Raw genomic sequence first — 21886 nt, 5'->3', positions numbered from 1 at the left:
GGCCAAAAAACATGGCCTTTCCTTTCATTTTCTTAATTAGGAAGCAATCTGTTCCATATTCTGCAAAATACGTTTATCAGAGACCGGATATGGCGTACCCAGTTGTTGGGCAAACAAGCTGATCCTTAATTCTTCTATCATCCAACGAATCTCTTGTACCTCAGGTAACCGCTTCTGTTGCAGTGATAATTTCGCCAACCATTGCTGCCACTGCTGCTGAACATTCTCGACACGCCCCATTTGCGTCCGATCCCTGTGTGGATCAATCGCCAATTTTTCAAGGCGGCGGTCAATACCGTGCAAATAACGTAGAACATCCGGCAAACGTTTCCAGCCATTAGCGGTGACAAATCCTTTGAAAACCAAACCAGAAAGCTGCGCTTTGATATCAGATAACGCCAGAGCCAGCGAAATATCAACCCGACCCTTAAGACGTTTATTAATCGCAAAAACAGTAGTGAGTATCTGTTCCACCTGCCTGGCTATTTCCACAACGGTATCATTCAACTCAGCCCGAACCTTATTCTGTAGTTGAATAAAAGTCTGTTCATTCCAAGCCAGCCCACCATTCCCCGCGATCAATTTATCAACACCACAAGAAATACAATCGTCAATTAAATCCAATACCTTGCCATAAGGATTAAAATAAAGTCCCAATTTGGATTTGTTCGGCAATTTCTCATGTAAATATTTAATGGGTGAAGGAATATTTAGCAATAACAGACGACGAGTGCCTTCCCACATGGCCGTCTGTTGTTCCAATTCAGTTTCAAACAATCTGATACCGATGCTCTCTTTTTCATCCACCAGCGCTGGATAGGCTTTAACGGAGTAACCTCCACATTTTTGCTCATATCGTTCCGGTAATTCACCGAAGCTCCAAATATGCAGCCCACTCTGTTCAATACCGTCATCAGCAACAGCTGAAAGCGTCTCCTGCACTTTCTCTTTCAATCGTACTTTCAACGCAGCTAAATCTTTGCCTTCAGCGATAGTCCGGTTCTTCTCTCCTGCCACCCGGAATGTCATTTTGAGGTGATCAGGCACCTGTTCTAACTGCCAATCATCACGTGACACTGTCACACCAGTCATACGCCGTAATTCTCTCTCAAGACTATCCAACAAGGTAGATTGGGGTTGAGGTACCCGCTCCATAAATGCCTGAGCATAGTTTGGCGCCGGCACAAAATTACGACGCACCGGTTTCGGCAATGATTTAATCAGAGCGACGATAAGATCATAGCGAATACCTGGGATCTGCCAATCAAATCCTTCATTTTTAACCTGATTCAGTACCGGCAACGGAATATGAACCGTCACACCATCGGCTTCTGTGCCCGGCTCAAACTGATAACTAAGCCGTAATTTCAGTGCATCTTGATGCCAATAATTAGGATAATCCAACGCGCTGATTTTATCCGCATCACCTTTGATCAACATATTTTTTTCAAAGTTGAGCAGGTCCGGTTGCGCTCTATTCGTCTTCAACCACCAGCGATCGAAATGACCCGTAGAAACCACACTCTGAGGTATACGTTGATCATAAAAACTGAACAGAATTTCATCATCCACCAGAATGTCACGACGGCGGGATTTATGCTCCAGCGCCTCAATTTCCTCACGTAATTTCAGATTTGCCCGAAAAAACGCATGCCGGGTTTGCCAGTCACCTTCCACCAGCGCATGACGGATAAACAATTCACGGCAAAGCATTGGGTCAATTTTACTGTAATTAATCAAACGACTCGCCACAATTGGCAATCCATATAAAGTGACTTTCTCCTTAGCCATTGTCGCACCCTGCGATTTTTGCCAATGCGGTTCGCTATAATGGTGCTTCACCAGATGTGTGGCTAACGGTTCAATCCACTCAGGTTCTATCCGCGCAGCAATACGCCCCCACAAACGATTGGTTTCAACCAGTTCCGCCACCATTGCCCATTTAGGTGGCTTCTTGAATAAGCCGGAGCCAGGAAAAATAGAAAAACGAGCATTGCGCGCACCAGTATATTCCTGTTTATCTGTATCTTTTTGGCCGATATGCGATAACAGCCCAGAGAGTAACGAAACATGAATACTGCGATAATCTGCATCCTGACTATTTACCGGCAGACCCACTTCTTTTACAACTTGTCGTAACTGGGTATATACGTCCTGCCATTCTCTGACTCTCAGATAGTTAAGATAATCCTGACGGCAAAGCTTGCGGAATTGCGAAGAAGAAAGTTCCTTTTGCTGCTCTTTCAGGAAATCCCATAATTTCAGGAATGCGATAAAATCAGAATCTTTGTCGGCAAACCGACGATGTTTCTCATCAGAAGCCTGTTGTTTCTCCAGTGGCCTCTCTCTTGGATCCTGAATAGACAGCGCAGAAGTAATTACCATCACTTCACGCACACAACCGTGATGACGGGCTTCCAGCACCATACGCGCCAATCGGGGATCAACCGGAAGTTGAGCAAGTTGCCGCCCTATTAATGTCAGGCGGTAATTACTCTTCACCGTTGCGTTCTGGTCAATCGCCCCAAGCTCTTCCAAAAGCCGGACACCATCCTGAATATTACGTTTATCAGGTGGTTGCACAAATGGAAATGCACCAATATCCCCAAGACCAATTGATGTCATTTGCAGAATGACCGATGCCAGGTTAGTCCGCAGAATTTCCGGATCAGTAAACTCTGGCCGTGAAAGGAAATCATCTTCCGAATACAGGCGAATACAAATCCCGTCAGATACACGTCCGCAGCGTCCTTTCCGCTGATTAGCCGATGCCTGGGATATTGGTTCAATCGGCAATCGCTGGACTTTCGTCCGATAACTGTAACGACTGATACGTGCATATCCGGTATCAATCACATATTTAATTCCCGGTACAGTCAAAGACGTTTCTGCCACGTTAGTTGCCAGCACAATTCTGCGGCCGGCATGTGACTGGAAAATCCGGTTCTGATCACTGTTAGAAAGACGCGCAAACAGCGGCAATACTTCGGTATGACGCAAATTCAATTTATTCAAAGCATCGGCTGTATCACGAATTTCCCGCTCACCACTCATAAAGACCAGAATATCCCCAGGCCCTTCATGGCCCAGTTCATCAACAGCATCAATAATTGCTTCAAGCTGATCCCGCTCTCCATCACTGTCTTCGGCTATTACAGGCCGATAACGCACCTCTACCGGATAAGTTCGGCCTGAAACTTCAATAATGGGTGCATGATGAAAATGACGGGAAAAACGTTCAGGATCGATAGTCGCTGAAGTGATGATGACTTTCAGATCAGGGCGTTTTGGCAATAGCTGACGCAAATAGCCCAGAATAAAATCAATATTCAGACTACGTTCATGCGCCTCATCAATAATGAGCGTGTCATACTGTTTAAGCAGTCTGTCATTTTGCAGTTCCGCCAGCAAAATACCATCTGTCATCAACTTAACCAGCGTGTTATCACTTATATGATCACTGAAACGGACTTTATAACCTACAGCTGAACCCACTGAGGTTTCCAATTCTTCCGCCAGGCGATTAGCAACCGCGCGAGCAGCCAGCCGCCGGGGTTGAGTATGACCAATCAATCCTTTTATTCCCCTGCCCAATTCGAGGCAAATTTTGGGGATCTGCGTTGTTTTACCCGAGCCGGTTTCGCCAGCAATAATGACAACCTGATGATCACGAATAGCTTTGTAGATCTCATCTTTCTTCTGGCTGACAGGCAAGTTTTCTGGATATTTGATTGTTGGACAAACGGCCTGACGATTAATGATTTTCTGAGACTCTTTCACCTTATCTTAGTCCTTAGTGACTTATTACTTTGCTGATTAGCCCGTTTTTGCTGATGACATAGTAGCATATCCTCTTTATTGGCAATAATTTCAGCGAGTATTCCTGCTGCTGTAATCAGCACGGATAAATGTTATTCAATAAATTTGAACGCTAATCTCTAAATATTGATCTATTACCAGAAGATAATAACTCATAGAATAACTGTATTGCGATTAACAAGTGAACGAACAAAAGTTAATTTAAGGAATAAAAATGAGTAAAGTTCTGGTTCTGAAATCCAGCATTATGGCGCAGCATTCACACACTAACCAAATGGCAGATTTCTTTATTGAAAAATGGCAAGCCAACCATGCTGACGATAGCATCACAATACGTGATCTGGCTGCACAACCTATTCCTGTTCTGGACAACGAACTGGTTCATGCATTACGTCCAAAAGATAATGAAATGACGGCCCGTCAGAAAGAGGTATTAGCGTTATCTGATGAACTTATTGCGGAATTGCAGGATCATGACATCATTGTTATGACTGCACCTATGTACAATTTTCATATTCCAACCCAACTGAAAAACTATTTTGACTTAATAGCCCGTGCCGGCGTCACTTTCCGTTATACCGAGAACGGTCCTGAAGGTCTGATAAAAAGCAAACGTGCAATTATTCTGACTAGCCGTGGGGGAATTCATAAAGATGGACCCAGTGATCTATTAGTACCTTATTTGCGCCTGTTCCTCGGCTTTATTGGTCTTACTGATGTGGAATTTGTGTTTGTTGAAGGTGTAGGATTAAGCCCTGATGCTGCAAATCAAGCGCAACAAACTGCCCGTGAAGTTCTGGAAAAAATGACTGCCTGATAATTACACTCTATTCATACATTACCTATATATTATATTGCTGCATTTTGCGCACCTCCCGGTGCGCTTTTTTGCCTCTCCTTATTAAACCTTAGATCGGTTACTTCTATTGTTATTCCATAATTTAGTAGATACATCTCAAACTAAGACATTGATTATTAAGATAATTTTATTGAAGATATAGGAAAGCAACAAGCAATACCCTTATAGCGTTACTTAATTTATCGGTTTATTTAAACCTTTACGTCAGCAATAATTTAAGTCCTAAACAATTTATTAGCTACTTAAATTATGACGGAGATAATTCCATGAAATTAGTCGTTTACAGTACCAAACAGTATGACCATAAACATCTGGAACTGGTTAATCAAAAGCTCGGGTTTGATTATGATTTTGAGTTTTTCGATTTTCCTCTTAGCTCAAAAACCGCTAAAAATGCTATCGGTGCAGATGCTGTTTGTATTTTCGTTAACGATAATGCTGATCGTGAAGTGCTTGAAGAATTGGCTGGAATGAATATAAAAATCCTCGCACTACGTTGTGCAGGTTTTAATAATGTCGATTTGGACGCAGCTAAAGAATTAGGCATTCAGGTTGTGCGGGTTCCAGCTTACTCTCCAGAAGCTGTTGCTGAACATACTATTGGGTTAATCCTGTGCTTAAACCGCCGTATTCACCGTGCTTATCAACGCACCCGTGACGCCAATTTCTCTCTTGATGGCTTAATTGGTTTCAATATGCACAACCGTACAGCGGGAATTATTGGAACAGGTAAGATTGGTATCGCAACGCTACGTATTCTTAAAGGGTTTGGCATGCGCCTATTAGCCTGTGATCCATACCCTAATCAAGCTGTTTTGGATCTCGGGGCTGAATATGTCGATCTGGATACACTGTATGCGCAATCTGATGTGATATCCCTTCATTGCCCGCTGACATCAGAAAACTATCATCTGCTGAATGAACGTGCTTTCAGCAAAATGAAAAACGGCGTCATGATCGTCAATACCAGTCGTGGCGCTCTGATTGATTCCGCAGCCGCTATTAACGCATTAAAGCAGCAAAAAATTGGCGCTCTGGGTATGGACGTTTATGAAAATGAACGCGACCTCTTCTTTGAAGACAAATCTAATGACGTGATTCAGGATGATATTTTTCGTCGCTTGTCTTCATGTCATAACGTGCTGTTTACCGGTCATCAGGCATTTCTGACAGAAGAAGCCTTGACCAGTATCAGTGAAACTACGCTGAGAAATATCCAGCAATTAATCAACGGGAAAAATTGCCCGAATATTGTTAGTAAGTACCCTTAAAATAATATATTAGGAGATAAATATGAAAAAAATACTACCTTTGGCAACAGCAACTTTATTGCTAGCCACATTTCAAGCCTCAGCGACAGAAAACGTGTCAGTCGATGATTTACTACATCACCGATTCGTTCTGGTGAGTGTTAATGGCGAAAGCGCGAAAAATCAAGAGGGTCGCGTACCCTCCATTGAATTCGGTGAAAAACTGCATATCTCCGGTTCCATGTGTAATAACTTTATGGGTCAAGGTAAGCTGAAACATGGTGTACTGACAGTTAAAAACCTGGCCAGCACTCAGATGCTTTGCTCTGATGATAAGTTGAACAAATGGGATTACCTGATTGGTAAAGTATTAGCGGATGGAGTCAAAGTCACACTGAAAGATCAAAAGCTGATCCTGTCCAATCATGACAATAAACTGGTTTATAAACTGAAGGATTATGCCCAGTAATCAGAAAGTAAGTTAGTTTCAGGTGCCGGAAAGCGCTTTCCGGCACCTCCAGAACAAGAAAAAGCCGCAACTAAGCGGCGTGTGTGGCAAAACCCATAAGAAGTTAGAATTGTTTTCTATTAATTCACTATTTATTAGGAAGCCTAATCTTGGAAATAATGGCTAACCTATCCATATAATATTCTGCATCACCCCACAACCAACTCTGCTCTTTACCAACATCATCCTCAGTTAAGATATTTCTCAGTTCACAAGTCATAACATCATAACCGTAAACATAAAGCCCAAACTGTAATGCTTCATACATTCGAGCTTGCCAAAAAGAGATATCGTCTATTATTTGATTGACGTTCGAGGCAGCAACATCATGGGTTCTAATCAGATAGTGAAAAAAGATTTTAGCTGCTAAATCACTTAAACCCGCTTTATGTTTTGGTTTCTTCGTTCTCCACACAAGAGTTTGCGACGCAGGACGACAGTTAAGCACCAAATCATTCATCACAATAACTTTGTTGTAATAAACAACTTCCTTAGCGTCGTCGCTGAGTAGCGCCAATTCAAAATGAGGCTCATCTATATCCAAATCTAACCGGCTATCAACTCTAACCAATCGGTAGCCTGGCGGAAGAATGAGTTCATCCACGTCATTCACAATATCAGTACCAGAAGAATCAAAAACATCATACAGGGTACGGTTGAGCTCTGGCTCATTCAGGTGACTGAAATCATTGGTAATTTTTTCTATGTTTTCCGAATGTCTTGGCATATTTTATGCTCCCTCTAATAAACCACAGGTTTAATTACCTTTAGGTAATAGTATAGATGCAATTATATACAATCAACCTTTAGTTTATTCTCGGTGGATACATGTACTGGATAACTTAGTTTTAGGGCCAAATCCCATTTGGATGAAGACACTCCTCGCAATATAAGAATAATAGAAAAATAATTTATTAAATTACAGTCAGTTAAATCATTATTCAGGTTTATTGATGATATGGTCTTCCCATTCCACAACATCAATTTCCCGTACAGCGATATGCCTGACAGAGATTCTTTCTCTATGCATTGCTGATTTAGACCCTCTAATTAGTGGATGCCAAGGTAACAATGTCTTCCCCTCTGCAAGCAAACGATATGCACAAGTCATTGGCAACCATTCAAATGTTGGCAAATTGTAGCGAGTCAGTTTGATACAGTCCGGCTCATATCTAAAACGGTCTTCGTAATTTTTGCATTGACAGGTTTTTATATTGAGTTGATTACAGGCAACGTTAGTAAAATAAATTTCATCGGTATCATCATCCATTAATTTATGCAGACAGCATTGTCCACAGCCATCACATAACGATTCCCATTCTTTGTCCGTCATCTGATCCAGGGTTTTTACCTGCCAGAAAGGTTGAGACATAACTTCTGCTATTCCTTATATTCAAATCACCCTTGTAGTGAGTACATTATCATTCAAAGTAATCTTTAATACATCACCGGATTCCAGTGCTCCGACGCCTTCAGGTGTCCCGGTAAGAATCACATCTCCCGGCCGCAAAGTGAAAAAGTGAGACATATGACTGATCAGAGGAATGATGGGGGTCAACATGTCATTGGTATTACCGTTCTGCCGTAATTCATCATTGACCGTCAATGAGAGCCGGGCATTTTGTGGATCGCCAAAACTGCTCATCCGAATGAACCCGGATATCGGACAAGAACCATCAAACGCCTTACTTTTTTCCCACGGCTGACCAGCTTTCTTGAATTTGGACTGCAAATCACGCAAGGTAAGATCCAATGCGACAGCAAAACCGGCGATCGCGATGCCAACACGCTCTTGATTGGCTTGTTTCAGCTGTGTACCAATCAATACAGCCAGTTCAACTTCATGATGAACAGCACCAAAATCTTTTGGAATCGCAATCGGTTGATGTATATCACACAGTGCAGTTTCCGGTTTAATAAAAATGAGCGGCTCTTCCGCTGGCTGAAAACCCATTTCTTTAACATGTTTAGCGTAATTACTGCCAACGCAAACAACTTTATTAACTGGAAGATCCAGTAATGCGCCCTGCCAGTCTCTGTGCTGATACATACTCATTCCTCACTCTGGTTTATCAGGCATACCTCTGATTATAGCATTTATGCGCCACCCTATCAGCCATAACTCAACATAAATGGGAAAAAACACCACACCCGTTAATATTGCAGTGGTTAATAAAACTGCAATAACGGTTAATTTCACTCACCAAATCTTCGGATTTTTCTTATTTTTTCATCTGTTCCAGATGTGCATTCATTAAATTTTCGGCCGGGGGTGGGATTTGCAGGTAAAAACCCTGTTCAATTAACGATATTTTTACTTTTTCTATATCAGCACCCGCCAGTTTCTTTCTGTCTGCCAGGGAAATCATCATTGCGTATTGAGGCTGACCAAAACTTCTTAGTAACTCTTCAGGAACACGAGAAAAATTATCTCTTTTTTCAACATAAAGATATGTTTGCTCCCGTTTAGGACTTCTGTAGATCACACAAATCATTATAATAAACTCTTTTAAATTAAGACCACGACTTGCTTGAATAATTTAGTAATTATAACATGCTTATTGTATTTCGAAATATCGTATCCCAGATGTTGTTCTGGGGGATCTCAAATTTGCTGAATCTGAGTCAGGATAGATGTCACAGTCGCCAATTGAGCTAAAAGGCAGTAATTTTACGCTTTCAGTTGTTCATTTACACAATGACCAACCGAAAATTATTCTACAGGCCCTACAGGAAAAAGTGGAACAAGCACCGGATTTCCTGAAAAATGCGCCTGTTGTCATTAATATCTCCGCTCTGCCGGCAGGCGCTGATCTGAAAGCGCTGCATCACGCTATTGATTCAGCAGGATTCCGAGTTGTCGGAATTAGCGGTTGCCGTGATGAGCAGCAACGCAGAGCGGTAATAAAAGCCGCCTTACCATTGCTGAATGAAGGAAAAAAACAAAAAGCTTCGGCACAGGAAAATAAACCAACAGAATCTACTGTTAAAAAAACCCGCATAATTAATTTACCTGTTCGCTCAGGACAAAGAATTTATGCGCAAGGCAGTGATCTTATTGTCACCAGTAATGTCAGTGCCGGTGCCGAATTGATTGCAGACGGCAATATTCATATCTATGGCATGATGCGTGGCCGGGCATTAGCCGGCGCATCTGGTGATCAGGAATGTTTGGTTTTTTGCACCCATTTAAACGCTGAACTCATCTCTATAGCCGGGCAATATTGGCTCGGCGATAAAATCCCGACGGAATTAGCAGGAAAAGCCGCAAAACTTAGCCTGGTAAATAATGAATTAACTATTGAACCTTTAATCTAGCCCTTTTCATAAGGAATCGCTTCATGGCACGCATTATTGTTGTTACATCAGGTAAAGGTGGCGTTGGCAAAACCACTTCAAGCGCGGCCATTGCTACCGGCCTTGCCCAAAGAGGTAAAAAAACCGTTGTTATCGATTTTGATATCGGTCTGCGTAACCTCGATCTGATTATGGGATGTGAACGCCGCGTAGTTTATGACTTCGTGAACGTTATTCAAGGTGACGTCTCGCTTAATCAGGCACTAATCAAAGATAAACGTACCGAGAATCTTTACATCTTGCCGGCATCACAAACCCGCGATAAAGACGCGCTCACTTCTGAAGGTGTTGAGAAAGTTTTGATCGATCTGGATAAACAAGGTTTTGATTTTATTATCTGTGATTCCCCGGCAGGGATTGAAAGTGGTGCGTTGATAGCACTCTACTTTGCTGATGAAGCGATTATCACAACGAACCCTGAAGTCTCTTCTGTACGTGATTCAGATCGTATTCTGGGTATTCTGGCTTCTAAATCGCGACGTGCTGAACGCGGTGAAGATCCCATTAAAGAGCATCTGCTACTCACTCGCTATAACCCAGGCCGGGTAAGCCGTGGTGATATGCTCAGTATGGAAGATGTTCTGGAAATATTATGCATTCCTTTACTTGGTGTTATTCCTGAAGATCAATCTGTATTGCGTTCATCCAACCAAGGGGAACCCGTCATTCTGGATACGGAATCCGATGCAGGAAAAGCGTATACAGATACTGTTGAGCGTTTATTGGGGGAAGAACGTCCTTTCCGTTTTATTGAAGAAGAGAAGAAGGGCTTCTTAAAACGCCTATTTGGGGGATAAAACATGGCTTTGCTAGATTTCTTTCTGTCGAGAAAAAAAACGACAGCAAATATCGCTAAAGAACGTCTGCAAATCATCGTGGCAGAGCGTCGCCGTGGTGATTCTGAACCGGCTTACCTGCCTGACATGAAACGGGATATCTTGGCGGTAATCTGTAAGTATATACAGGTAGATCCTGAGATGCTCTCGGTACAATTTGAGCAGAAAGGTGATGATATTTCTGTGCTGGAGCTTAATATAACGCTACCTGAGACAGAAGAAGCTCAAAAGTAACGTGGGTAAACCGTGCTGTTTTATCATTAATCACCATCAAAGTAACCAAGCTCATTATGTGACTGTCTGAGATGGGGTAACCCTAAACGGGGCCCCCGCTCTTTCACGCTTTAGTCTGACATCAGAGTGACTGTTCTTCGCCCTGTCAAGGGTTTACAGCGGTTTTTGCTAAAGCAGTCGCTCTCATCTAATATTTAGTTAATCAGGATAGTTCGCCAGAATCTCTGCAACTGGCCCAGCCAGCAACTCTCCCCGCCATCCACTAAGCAGTTCAGGTTTGCCATTTAATTGCTTCAATTTCCAGTGAACACTGAGTAATTGATTAATCTGACGACGAGATGCCAGTAATTCAGAATTAAACCGATGCTGTTCACTTACCTGATTAATCAGCGCCTTAATATCCTTAAACGCTTTACGATAACCAGGTTGATCAATCAGATTTGTCACCAGTGGAGGGCATTCGCTTTCTGGGATATTTCCGCTTTCGGCAACCATTGCCAACAGGCGGCGTCCATGACAGCGAATCTCCTGCCCACTTAACCCCAGCACATCCAATTCTGCCAAAGAGGTTGGCATATAACGCGCCACCTGCCATAAGTTTTCTTCACGAATAACAAAGTTCACCGCTAAATCACGCTCTCTGGCCTGATTCAAACGCCATGCAGCCATTTTTTTTAAACACGCAAGCTGTTGAGGACGTAATTGACAGATATTGCCTATCTGTTTATAAGCGCATTCCGGTGTCAATATCTCTTTGCGACGTCGGCTGATAAGCTCACACTCACCCATTGCAGCCTTCATATACCCAGCCTGCTCCGTCGCAGTCATCAGAATATCAGCCAAAGGCAGCAGATAATAAACATCCGCCGCTGCATATTCACACTGCTTTTCACTTAACGGGCGGGCAAGCCAGTCGGTGCGAGATTCGCTTTTGTCCAACTCGACCTGGAGATATTCAGCCACCAGCGCGGCAAAACCACATGACAGAGGGTGTCCGATAAACGCAGCCAAAACCTGAGTATCAATCATGGGTTCCGGCAAACATTGAAAAGCATTCAGAAAAACTTCCAAATCCTCACTGCCAGCATGTAACAGCTTCAATATCTGAGGATGAGTAATTAATTCACGAAAAGGTTGCCAGTTGGTGATATTAAGTGGATCTATCAGAGAAAGCTGTTCGCCATCATACAGTTGTATCAAACCTAATTGTGGGTAATACGTCCGCGTGCGTACAAATTCAGTATCTAATGCTACTTTTGAGTATTCTTTTGCTCTTTCGCAGACTTGTTGCAACTGAGCATCTGTGGTGATCAACTGATAATTCAAAACATAGTTCTCTTAGCCATTTCATGGAATAAGCACGACAACGCCGGCTGAAACCGGCGTTGTCGTGCTTATAAGTATTATGAAAAGGATCAGGCTATAGCTGCATTCCTAACCTTTTCTTCTTCATCGCGCAGTTCTCTGCGAAGAATTTTACCTACATTAGATTTAGGTAATTCATCCCGGAACTCAATGATCTTAGGTACTTTATACCCTGTCAGATAACGCCGGCAATGCGTTTTAAGTTCATCCTCGGTCAAACTAGGATCTCTTCGAACCACAAACACTTTGACAGTTTCACCGGAACTTTCACTTGATACGCCAATTGCTGCTGACTCTAGCACTTTCGGGTGAGCTGATACAACATCTTCAACTTCATTAGGATACACATTAAAACCAGAAACCAAAATCATATCTTTTTTGCGGTCTACGATATGAATAAAACCTTGTTCATTAACATTAGCAATATCACCTGTCGCTACCCAGCCATCTTTCAACACTTCTTCTGTCGCATCATGGCGATTCCAGTAACCAACCATAACCTGTGGGCCACGGACCCACAATTCCCCTTGCTGACCTATCGGCACTTCATTACCGTCATCATCTACGAGTTTAATTTCAGTTGAAGATACTGGAAAACCAATACTGCCAGTGTAATGTTTCACGTTATAAGGATTACAGGAAACCAATGGTGAACATTCTGTCAGGCCATAGCCTTCAAGCAGGGGCCTTCCTGTTACTTCTACCCATCTTTCAGCAACCGCCTTCTGTACTGGCATACCACCACCAACAACGAGACGTAACGAAGAAAAATCAAGCTTCCTAAATTCTTCATTATTCAACCAGGCGTTAAACAACGTATTCACCCCAGTTACAGAAGTGAACGGGTAGCGGCTCAACTCTTTGGCTGTACCGACAATATCACGCGGGTTAGTGATCAGAAGATTGCATCCCCCCAAGTAAATAAGCAGCAAACAGTTTACCAATAATGCAAATATGTGATAGAGAGGCAACGCAGTGACTATCAGTTCCTGACCAGAATGCAGTAACGGTGAATAAACCGCTTTTGACTGTTCAAGATTTGCCAGAATATTACGGTGCGTCAACATAGCACCCTTAGCTACGCCAGTCGTGCCGCCAGTATATTGCAGAAAGGCCAAATCAGCGCCGTTAATATCCGGTTTTACATATTGCATGCGATAGCCTTTGTGTATCGCACTACGGAATGAGATGGCATCAGGCAGATTATACTTCGGTACCAGTCGTTTGATATATTTCACAGCAAAATCAACCAACGTACCTTTAGGACGGGATAGCTGATCGCCCAAACGCGTCAAAATAACATGCTTAACTTCGGTATTAAAAACGATCTTTTCTAGTGTATGAGCAAAGTTGGACACAATCACAATAGCTGAAGTGCCGCTGTCATTAAGCTGATGTTCAAGTTCGCGTGGCGTATACATCGGGTTTACATTTACGACAACCATACCTGCACGCAGAACGCCAAACAGTGCAACAGGATATTGCAACAAGTTTGGCATCATCAGTGCAACACGATCCCCTTTGCTTAATCCCAAACCATTTTGCAAATAAGCAGCAAATGCCCGACTACGCTCTTCCAGCTTACGGAAGGTCATAACCTCACCCATGTTGATGTACGCAGGTTGATCTGCATAGTGCGCTACAGCATTTTCAAACATCTCAACCAATGATGCATAACGATCCGGGTCAATTTCCGCAGGAACATCCGCCGGATAATGTTTTAGCCAGACTTTCTCCAAGGTAATACTCCTGAAATTTCAATTGCTATGTTATCACTCGCCTAATAAATAACGCACGCTTTGTTTTAACAAATTATTAACTCAACGTACCAGTGTAAAAAAAGAAACATTGTTCAGGTTGGGATACACATCACTAATTTCATGTTAATCCTTACATACAAAAAACAAAGAGAACTGTGTCGTCTGTAAATTATTTTTTATAATCAGTATATTATTGCCATAGTTAACATTTAACTTCGTTGCTACTGATTATACATTGACCTATCTATTTTTCGTTTAAGATAGCATTTTTGGAATAGCATTTATTGCTTTCATCTATTCCAATACATTATTAAAAAACTCAGGATAATAAAATATGACTATAAACAACATAACGGTTAGAATGGGAAACCATGAAGATAGTACTGTTATTAACAATATAGAACTGCAAACTGCTTCTCTTTTTCCAGATGAATTACTGAAAATTCTGGCCGAGGAAGTTACTGCGGGTTTAGGTGCAAGGGTTGCGATGAAACTCACGATAAAACCAAAGAAATAGTTACATGGATCACCGCCACATAAGAGCGGCGGCTCCGACTAAGAAATAAAGTTACAACGTCACAAGTCACACATTAATAAAACAACAGCTCTCGGTATTGAAATGACCTTACTCAATCAAAATAGTCTCAACAGGCACTGGGCCGGAATAATACCCATCCCATCCCCAACCTGAATAATAGGGATAACCGTAATAGTTCCACGGCCCTGGACCGGAAGGCATCAATACCCGTTGAGCAATCCTCCAACGCTGATAACCCGTGACATTAATCACAACATAAGCGTAATCCGCCTTGCCAATTTTCCCCTTCTCTACGCCGATGACCGGGCCAACGACAGTGACATAATTTCCTTTAAAGTCATTGGGATCAAGGAAATTATTAACATAAGCATAAATACGGCCGACGGAAGGCTCATGCAATCTCGGACTGGCATCGGATGCTAAGGGTAATGACGATATTTCCAGGCGGGTACGGTTATTTTCATTGACCACATCAAGCACCTTACCACCAAATCTCCCTTCCTGGCCGATGAACAGATCAGGTGTATTCTTAACAGAAAGTAGATCCTGAACTGGCGTTGGTGATGTTCCCTTGACCGAATCAGGAATAGTGACACAACCAGTAAGCATGACAGCACCTAACAAAATTGCCGCTTTAAAACCAGTCCGGCAGTTTATTACTCTTAACATAACTACCTTCTCCTGAAAATTGGCCCAACAACGATGTTTGAAATAACCATATGTTTAAAATAATTATGTCTATTTGATACTTTCTTTTACTACAAGTTTCATCAACCGATACTTAACGACCCGGTAATTTTTTCCAAGTCACTTCATTACGCAAATAGATCGGTTCAGCATGTTCTACGGCTGTCATCTCACCGTTCTGCCACATCTGTACAGCCAGAGGTAACATATCTTCAGCGTGAGGTAATGTGATACCGCTGTCAGTCAGCGTTAAGTGACTTGCCATCAACTGAGGATAAGCCTGCCAACCGGTTCCGGCAATGGCCCATTCGCCATGTAATGAAGCCATGATTGTTTGTGCCTGTTCTGGTTTCAGCACAGCTTCCGTTTCACTCCCTTGCCATTCATCTTTCTGATCTCGGGTATATTGGCCCCAGTAAACTTCCCCCATTCGAGCATCAATAGCAGCTAATACCTGAGTTGCCCCTGTCAGACGAAAAACACCTTGAGCCATTGTATTAAGCGTTGAAACCCCAATAACCGGCAATTCAGCCCCCAGGGCTAAACCCTGAGCAATACCAACACCAATACGTACACCGGTAAAACTACCTGGCCCACGGCCAAAAGCCAAAGCATCAAGTTGCTGTAAACTAATACCCGATTCAGCCAGAACAGACTGAACCATAGGTAAAATACGTTGTGTGTGTTCACGTGGAGAAATTTCAAACTGCGCCAGAACGATGCCATCATTCCAAAGAGCAACAGAACAGGCTTCCGTCGCAGTATCAATAGCCAGAATTCGTGTGGACATGCCTTAACCTCGGCAAGAAATATGATTCGAAATAAGGCGCTATATTATCATAGCCTGGCCTGTTTTACCCAGTTGGCAACCAATAAGAAGGCTATTACTCCTTACCACATGTACACACAGGGTAGCTGTGTCTTTATGAATTATCAGATAGAAGAGAAGTAAATTTGCCTGTGCTCCATCGCTTCCTAACGTGATTCTACTGTCTCAATATGGAACATACTTAATTATGTCACGCAATGGCCTGAATACCATTCTTCTTAACTATCGTAAGCAACCTTAGAGCTGGACCTCCAGGTTTTTTTGCTCCACGCTCCCAGTCTGATATAAGATTTTTACTCACATTTAAATATCGAGCAAAAACAGGCTGTGACAAATGCTCACGCTCGCGAAGAGAGCGTATTTCCTCTGGAGATAGTGATTCTATGGGGGTCAAACAAGCGGAATCAAACTCACGCATGGTTTGCTTATTGACAACCCCTATTTCGCTCAGTGCCTCCATCGTTTCGTGAATTGCAGCAAACGCATCACTACGATACTTTTTAACCATATTCAATCACCTCCGAAAAATGACCTTTTTCAATTAGCCTGGCTAATTGTTCATCAGATAACCCTAGAACGTGGGATGCCATCTTCTTAAACTGCATCTCTTCATCATATTCAATGTTAGATCTATCACTTTTAGCAAACCCATAAACAAAAAAAGCATGCTCTGCGGTCTGATACAAAATCATTGTGCGAAACCCACCAGACTTTCCTTGCCCCTTACGCGCCACCCGCTGCTTATATAGTTTCATAATTATTCTCTCAATCAGCAGATATAATTAATCTTTCCTACCAGAGCGCTTCAAAGATTGCCGGGCTTGCAGAAAGGTAACGGCTTTTGTCAAATCACGGGTTCGTGGTGAAGGCGGCAAACTGTTAAGAAACACTTCACCATAAGGACGTATCACCAAGCGGTTATCACAAATCACGACCACACCATAATCATCGACATCACGAATAAGCCGCCCGACACCCTGTTTCAGGCTGATAACCGCATCTGGCAACTGAACTTCATTAAATGCATCACCACCTTTAAGCTGGCAATCTTCAATACGGGCCTTTAACAGCGGATCATCCGGCGCTGTAAAAGGCAGCTTATCGATAATGACACAGGAAAGCGCATCCCCCCGCACATCCACACCTTCCCAAAAACTGCTGGTTGCCACCAATAACGCATTCCCGGCAGAAATAAACTGAGAAAGTAACCGACCTTTACTGGTTTCGCCCTGAACCAAAACCGGTAACGTCATGCTGGCCCGGAACTCTTCTGCCAAACTGCGCATCATCTGGTGTGACGTACATAAAAAGAAACAGCGGCCCTTATTAGTTTCAATCAGCGGTTTAAGCATTCTCGCCAGCCATTTTGCGCCACCAGGCTGATTCGGTGACGGTAGATGACGAGGAACACAAAGCAGCGTCTGACTTTGATAATCAAATGGGCTTGGCAACAGTAAAGTTTTCGCTTCTTTTAGCCCAAGCCGTTCGGTGAAGTGTGAAAGCTGTTCGTTGACAGATAATGTAGCTGACGTGAAAACCCAACAACCTGATTGCTCATTAATCATTTCGCTGAATTTGTCAGAGACAGACAGAGGTGTTAACGCCAGAAGAAAATGGCGACCATAACTTTCAAACCAATAACTGTAACCGGGGATAGTCACATCTTTCAAGCGCTTAAGACGGTTACGGTAAATTGTCGCCCGTTCAAAAGCCGCATCCAGCATAACTGAACGCCCCAGCGACAATTTCATCACGTCATAACAAAGCTCGAGTGCGTCATCAAGCAATACCAACGCCCGTTGCACCTGCGGATTTTGCAACAGCTCCCGCAAATTCCCCCGATAACCATTCTCCCCCAATGCCAGCCGGAAATCCTGCGTACTTTGACTCAGACGATCCGCACTCTTCTGTAACTGAGCTTGATCCCGCACTTCCGTGCGGTACGCCATAATAATGTCTCGGGAGAGATCCATCAGCTGGCGGCTACTTAACTGCTGACCAAAATACTGACTGGCAATATCGGGAATCTGGTGCGCTTCATCAAATATCTTCACTTCCACTTGTGGGATCAACTCACCAAATCCGGTCTCTTTCACGACCATATCCGCCATAAACAGATGATGGTTGACGACAATAACATCCGCATCCATTGCCCGGCGACGCGCTTTCAAAACAAAGCACTCCTGATAGCGCGGACAATCACTGCCAAGGCAATTATCATTAGTACTGGTGACCAACGGCCAAACCTGGCTGTCTTCCGCTATCTGATGACAGGTGCTGATATCACCCTCTTCAGTTTGTGAAGACCAGCTTCTCAACCGGACGATATCTGACAGAATGTCTGCTTCCAGCTGCCCACCGCCAAACGACTGCTGTTCCAGCCGTTCCAGGCAAAGATAATTCGAACGACCCTTTAGCAGCGCCAGTTTACCGGTGAAATTAATTGCTTCAGCGACAGTCGGCAAATCACGATTATAAAGCTGATCCTGCAATGCCTTAGAACCTGTAGAAATAATCACTTTTTGCCCAGAACGCAATGCAGGCGCCAGATAAGCAAATGTCTTACCTGTTCCTGTGCCTGCTTCTACAACCAATTGTTGATGGTTTTTAATCGCACATTCAATAGCAGTTGCCATTTCTCTTTGAGCATCGCGGGGTTTGAAACCTTTTATTGCTTTGGCAAGGGAACCATTTTTCGCAAAATCGTCTGACACAAACTGTCTCTTTCAATAGAATGGATGGAGATTATGCCAATACTGTGTTCTGATCACCACCCAAAATCAGGCACATGGCAGTTAACTTAGGAGTATCCATGACAATTGAGCGTATTGATCCACAGGATCGCTGGTCCGAAGCTGTGGTTTACAATAAGACAATTTATTACACCAGCGTACCGGAGAATCTGGATGGTGATATTACTGAGCAGACGGCAGATACACTGGCCGCGATTGACATCATGCTACAACGCCTCGGTTCTGATAAAAGCAAAATTATCGATGCCACTATTTTTCTGGCTGATGGAGACGAATTTGCCGGCATGAACGCCGCCTGGGATGCATGGGTTGCAGCAGGAAGTGCGCCTGTACGCTGCACAGTTGCAGCTAAATTAATGAATCCAAAATACAAAGTCGAGATAAAAATTATCGCGGGTATTTAACATTCATTCCGGGATATTCTTCTGCTTTTTATAAGTTGATCACATAGAGACCATTAAGAATATCCATTGAATTCTCCTCCCATAATCTTGCACTTTGAATGACCATGATAATGGTCATTCAATATTGACATCCTCATTTTGACAAAGCATCTTAATGACCACTATACTATTCATTAAAATCATTAAAGACCAGAATAAAAGTCAAAAGGAGGGAGTATGTCAAAACATAGAGCTTATTCTAAATTCTCCCAAGAAGCAGCCATACTACTCGGAGAGCAAATCAAGCTAGGCAGAAAACAACGTCGGTGGTCAGAAAAAAATTTGGCGGAGCGTGCAGGTATATCCAGAACTACACTGCAAAAAATTGAAAAAGGAGATATGGGCTGTTCTATAGGACTAGCATTTGAGCTAGCTAACCTTGTAGGCATCAACTTGTTTGAAAGGGATAAATTTCCTATCTCAGCACGTATAGAACAAACAAGAGATAAGCTGGCTTTGCTACCACAACGCATTCAAGAAGAAAAGAGAGTGGTATACGATGACTTCTAACAACAAAGAAGTTTATGTTTGGATATGGTTACCAGAGCAAACTGAGCCAGTAGTGGCTGGCCGCCTAGAAGAATTTAATGGCCGCATTTTATTTAACTATGGTAAAAGTTACCTTGAAAGATTAAATAGCCAACCGCTACCTATCTCAATTTATGAACCGGAATTACCATTAAAATCAGGTATCATAGCCCCATTGAGTGATCTAACAATGCCTGGCTGTATCCGCGACGCATCTCCTGATGCATGGGGTCGTAGAGTTATCATAAACAAAATATTAGGGTTAAAAAGAGCGGATACAGAAACTGCTACATTAAATGAAATAACGTACCTTCTTGAATCTGGATCTGACCGTATAGGCGCTTTAGATTTTCAATTGTCCCCATCCGAATATATTCCCCGATCTATAAAGAATGCCAGTCTGGAAGAACTTATTCAATCAGCAGAACGAGTTGAAAATGGTCTACTACTAACACCAGAATTAGACCAAGCACTTTTTCATGGCAGTTCAATTGGTGGAGCACGTCCCAAAGCACTCATTGAGGATAAAGACAGCAAATATGTTGCTAAATTTTCCTCAAGCAATGATCTTTACAGTGTGGTTAAAACAGAGTTTATTGCTATGAGACTCGCTGAACTATCCGGCATTAATGTTGCCTCAGTAAAATTAACAACATCTGCAAATAAAGATGTACTACTCATTAAACGATTTGACCGAGAACATACTCAAAACGGTTGGTTACGAAAATCAATGGTCTCTGCTCTAACTCTATTTGGCTTAGATGATATGATGGCTAGATATGCTAGTTATGAAAAATTAGCCGAAATTATACGATATAACTTCACTAATCCCCAAAAGACATTAGAGGAGCTATTTTCACGATTAGTTTTTAATATATTATGTGGTAATACGGATGATCACGCTCGGAATCATTCCGCATTTTGGGATGGCAAAAGTTTAAGTTTAACCCCTGCTTATGACATATGTCCTCAGGGTAGAGCTGGTAATGAAGCATCTCAAGCGATGCTAATAATTGATAATAAAAATCTAAGTCAATTACGAACTTGTTTAGAAACTGCACATAATTTTAATATATCAGAGGAAAAGGCAAAAGAAATCTTCAATAGACAAATATCAATAATCCAAGATAATTGGGATAATATCTGTGAAGAAGCCGAATTAAGTGAAATAGATAAAAAATTGCTCTGGCATAGACAGTTTTTAAATCCATTTTCTATAGAGTTTTGAGAGCATTCAAAGAGTTACTAAGATACTAAAAAGCTTCAGTTAACCCGAAAGAATCAAATGTTACCTGAAGCTATCATTTTATTATAATTAACCACTTAAAATCTAAGCCATCTTAATCATCACCATCCCGAGCAACAGCAAAACAATACCGCCCCAACCTTTATAATTCAGACGTTGATTAAACATAACCCAGCCGGCAGCAATCGTTGCGATAATACCGAAAGCGCCCCACAAAGCATAAGCGATGGAAAGTTCAATTCCTTCCACTGCCTGGGCAAGCGCACTAAACGCCCCAAGGACAGCAACCAGTGAGAAAACCCCCATCCAACGGCGCCTGAAACCATCGGACAGTTTCAATAAAATATTCGCTAAAATTTCCAACACGACAGCAAGAAACAGGAACGCAGCATGCCACCATTCAAATTGTTGCAACATGTTATGCCTCCTTAATTTTACTGTTTTTAGTTACAGCGGCATCGACAGCTTTGTCTGCCATCTTTTTCACTGCCTCAGCCGATTTTTTGACTACCGCTTTTTTAGTCCCGGATTTAATCAGCATAATCCCTGTCACCAGCAGAGCCAGACCGCCCACTTTCATCAACGACAGTGATTCATCAAACCACATCACACTAAAAACAGTAATAAACAGGATACCAATCCCTTCCCACAACGCATACGCAACACCCAACGCAACTTTTTTCACAGCCATTGCCAGCAAAATATAGGATGTAGCGATCATGATGTACATCACTGCCATGCCCCCCATCCCACCTGAAACGCTGGCATGTTTCATCGATAAGGTACCGATAACTTCAGTGACGATTGCCATTGCAAGGAATAACCAGTAAATCATTTTCTTTCTCCTGAACACGCAAATACGCACGTCAAGACG

23 protein-coding genes and 1 pseudogene are annotated in these 21886 nt (G+C 42.6%); 10 read left to right on the top strand and 14 right to left on the bottom strand.

Going from position 1 to position 21886, the window contains the following annotated elements; all coding sequences use genetic code 11:
- Positions 1 to 36: 36 nt before the first annotated feature.
- Positions 37 to 3768: pseudogene (gene hrpA / locus LGZ99_RS06345) on the bottom strand (ATP-dependent RNA helicase HrpA); the annotation flags it as partial.
- 265 nt (positions 3769 to 4033) lie between these two features.
- On the opposite strand from hrpA, the gene LGZ99_RS06340 reads away from it, so the two are divergent.
- The 3 genes from LGZ99_RS06340 to hslJ all read left to right on the top strand — a co-directional run bounded on the left by LGZ99_RS06340 (position 4034) and on the right by hslJ (position 6397).
- Positions 4034 to 4636, top strand: a complete 603-nt coding sequence (locus tag LGZ99_RS06340; RefSeq protein ID WP_262978962.1) for an FMN-dependent NADH-azoreductase — start codon at positions 4034 to 4036, stop codon at positions 4634 to 4636.
- A gap of 308 nt (positions 4637 to 4944) precedes the next feature.
- Positions 4945 to 5949: a 2-hydroxyacid dehydrogenase gene (locus LGZ99_RS06335; protein ID WP_023045609.1), complete on the top strand. Its 1005-nt coding sequence runs from the start codon at positions 4945 to 4947 to the stop codon at positions 5947 to 5949.
- A gap of 22 nt (positions 5950 to 5971) precedes the next feature.
- Positions 5972 to 6397, top strand: coding sequence for a heat shock protein HslJ (hslJ, locus tag LGZ99_RS06330; protein ID WP_021325804.1), 426 nt, complete (start codon positions 5972 to 5974; stop codon positions 6395 to 6397).
- 127 nt (positions 6398 to 6524) lie between these two features.
- Here hslJ and LGZ99_RS06325 read toward each other — a convergent pair whose 3' ends face one another.
- The 4 genes from LGZ99_RS06325 to LGZ99_RS06310 form a co-directional block, all read right to left on the bottom strand.
- Positions 6525 to 7163, bottom strand: coding sequence for a hypothetical protein (locus LGZ99_RS06325; RefSeq protein WP_023045610.1), 639 nt, complete (start codon positions 7161 to 7163; stop codon positions 6525 to 6527).
- A 210-nt stretch (positions 7164 to 7373) separates the two neighbouring features.
- Entirely contained in the window at positions 7374 to 7808 is a 435-nt protein-coding gene (locus LGZ99_RS06320) for a cysteine cluster protein YcgN (protein ID WP_021325806.1), read from the bottom strand.
- A gap of 21 nt (positions 7809 to 7829) precedes the next feature.
- Positions 7830 to 8486 carry a fumarylacetoacetate hydrolase family protein gene (locus LGZ99_RS06315; protein ID WP_021325807.1) on the bottom strand — a complete coding sequence of 219 codons (657 nt, stop codon included), beginning with the start codon at positions 8484 to 8486 and terminating at the stop codon, positions 7830 to 7832.
- Between the two features lie 172 nt (positions 8487 to 8658).
- Entirely contained in the window at positions 8659 to 8931 is a 273-nt protein-coding gene (locus LGZ99_RS06310) for a YcgL domain-containing protein (protein ID WP_021325808.1), read from the bottom strand.
- A 139-nt stretch (positions 8932 to 9070) separates the two neighbouring features.
- On the opposite strand from LGZ99_RS06310, the gene minC reads away from it, so the two are divergent.
- From minC to minE, 3 genes are read left to right on the top strand one after another with little or no spacing between them, the layout of a single operon-like run.
- Positions 9071 to 9754 (top strand): septum site-determining protein MinC, encoded by a 684-nt coding sequence (minC, locus tag LGZ99_RS06305; protein ID WP_036837353.1) that lies wholly within the window; start codon positions 9071 to 9073, stop codon positions 9752 to 9754.
- 23 nt (positions 9755 to 9777) lie between these two features.
- Positions 9778 to 10590 (top strand): septum site-determining protein MinD, encoded by an 813-nt coding sequence (minD, locus tag LGZ99_RS06300; protein ID WP_036837351.1) that lies wholly within the window; start codon positions 9778 to 9780, stop codon positions 10588 to 10590.
- Positions 10591 to 10593: 3 nt separating this feature from the next.
- Positions 10594 to 10863: a cell division topological specificity factor MinE gene (gene minE / locus LGZ99_RS06295; RefSeq protein ID WP_023045613.1), complete on the top strand. Its 270-nt coding sequence runs from the start codon at positions 10594 to 10596 to the stop codon at positions 10861 to 10863.
- Between the two features lie 198 nt (positions 10864 to 11061).
- Here the strand turns inward: minE and rnd are convergent, their stop codons facing one another.
- Positions 11062 to 12189, bottom strand: a complete 1128-nt coding sequence (gene rnd, locus LGZ99_RS06290) for a ribonuclease D (protein WP_262978961.1) — start codon at positions 12187 to 12189, stop codon at positions 11062 to 11064.
- An 89-nt stretch (positions 12190 to 12278) separates the two neighbouring features.
- Positions 12279 to 13967, bottom strand: coding sequence for a long-chain-fatty-acid--CoA ligase FadD (fadD, locus tag LGZ99_RS06285; RefSeq protein ID WP_046976317.1), 1689 nt, complete (start codon positions 13965 to 13967; stop codon positions 12279 to 12281).
- Positions 13968 to 14322: 355 nt separating this feature from the next.
- Here fadD and LGZ99_RS06280 point away from each other — a divergent pair, with 355 nt between their 5' ends.
- The gene (locus LGZ99_RS06280; protein WP_262978960.1) at positions 14323 to 14505 is read left to right on the top strand and encodes a hypothetical protein; all 183 of its coding nucleotides are present in this window, start codon (positions 14323 to 14325) and stop codon (positions 14503 to 14505) included.
- 108 nt (positions 14506 to 14613) lie between these two features.
- On the opposite strand, the gene LGZ99_RS06275 is transcribed toward LGZ99_RS06280, so the two are convergent.
- The 5 genes from LGZ99_RS06275 to LGZ99_RS06255 all read right to left on the bottom strand — a co-directional run bounded on the left by LGZ99_RS06275 (position 14614) and on the right by LGZ99_RS06255 (position 18756).
- Positions 14614 to 15195, bottom strand: a complete 582-nt coding sequence (locus LGZ99_RS06275; protein ID WP_021325812.1) for a Slp family lipoprotein — start codon at positions 15193 to 15195, stop codon at positions 14614 to 14616.
- Positions 15196 to 15307: 112 nt separating this feature from the next.
- Positions 15308 to 16003 (bottom strand): tRNA (adenosine(37)-N6)-threonylcarbamoyltransferase complex dimerization subunit type 1 TsaB, encoded by a 696-nt coding sequence (gene tsaB, locus LGZ99_RS06270; protein ID WP_021325813.1) that lies wholly within the window; start codon positions 16001 to 16003, stop codon positions 15308 to 15310.
- A gap of 229 nt (positions 16004 to 16232) precedes the next feature.
- Positions 16233 to 16550 (bottom strand): helix-turn-helix domain-containing protein, encoded by a 318-nt coding sequence (locus LGZ99_RS06265; RefSeq protein ID WP_021325814.1) that lies wholly within the window; start codon positions 16548 to 16550, stop codon positions 16233 to 16235.
- Positions 16543 to 16797, bottom strand: coding sequence for a type II toxin-antitoxin system RelE/ParE family toxin (locus LGZ99_RS06260; protein ID WP_235184662.1), 255 nt, complete (start codon positions 16795 to 16797; stop codon positions 16543 to 16545). The genes LGZ99_RS06265 and LGZ99_RS06260 overlap by 8 nt, the downstream gene beginning before the upstream one ends.
- A 27-nt stretch (positions 16798 to 16824) precedes the next feature.
- The gene (locus tag LGZ99_RS06255) at positions 16825 to 18756 is read right to left on the bottom strand and encodes a DNA repair helicase YoaA (RefSeq protein WP_036837347.1); all 1932 of its coding nucleotides are present in this window, start codon (positions 18754 to 18756) and stop codon (positions 16825 to 16827) included.
- Positions 18757 to 18854: 98 nt separating this feature from the next.
- Here LGZ99_RS06255 and LGZ99_RS06250 point away from each other — a divergent pair, with 98 nt between their 5' ends.
- From LGZ99_RS06250 to LGZ99_RS06240, 3 genes are all read left to right on the top strand, one after another.
- On the top strand, positions 18855 to 19199 hold the full coding sequence (locus LGZ99_RS06250; RefSeq protein ID WP_021325816.1) for a RidA family protein: 345 nt from the start codon (positions 18855 to 18857) through the stop codon (positions 19197 to 19199).
- Positions 19200 to 19415: 216 nt separating this feature from the next.
- Positions 19416 to 19748, top strand: a complete 333-nt coding sequence (locus tag LGZ99_RS06245; protein ID WP_021325817.1) for a helix-turn-helix transcriptional regulator — start codon at positions 19416 to 19418, stop codon at positions 19746 to 19748.
- Positions 19738 to 20994 (top strand): type II toxin-antitoxin system HipA family toxin, encoded by a 1257-nt coding sequence (locus LGZ99_RS06240; RefSeq protein WP_023045620.1) that lies wholly within the window; start codon positions 19738 to 19740, stop codon positions 20992 to 20994. The genes LGZ99_RS06245 and LGZ99_RS06240 overlap by 11 nt, the downstream gene beginning before the upstream one ends.
- A 102-nt stretch (positions 20995 to 21096) precedes the next feature.
- Here the strand turns inward: LGZ99_RS06240 and mdtI are convergent, their stop codons facing one another.
- Both mdtI and mdtJ read right to left on the bottom strand, forming a co-directional pair.
- On the bottom strand, positions 21097 to 21429 hold the full coding sequence (mdtI, locus tag LGZ99_RS06235) for a multidrug/spermidine efflux SMR transporter subunit MdtI (protein WP_023045621.1): 333 nt from the start codon (positions 21427 to 21429) through the stop codon (positions 21097 to 21099).
- A gap of 1 nt (position 21430) precedes the next feature.
- Positions 21431 to 21847 carry a multidrug/spermidine efflux SMR transporter subunit MdtJ gene (gene mdtJ / locus LGZ99_RS06230; RefSeq protein WP_021325820.1) on the bottom strand — a complete coding sequence of 139 codons (417 nt, stop codon included), beginning with the start codon at positions 21845 to 21847 and terminating at the stop codon, positions 21431 to 21433.
- Positions 21848 to 21886: the final 39 nt, after the last annotated feature.

Origin of the sequence: Photorhabdus temperata (genome assembly GCF_025384845.1) — a bacterium.
GTDB lineage: Bacteria > Pseudomonadota > Gammaproteobacteria > Enterobacterales > Enterobacteriaceae > Photorhabdus > Photorhabdus temperata.
This window is presented reverse-complemented; position numbering and strand designations above follow the sequence as displayed.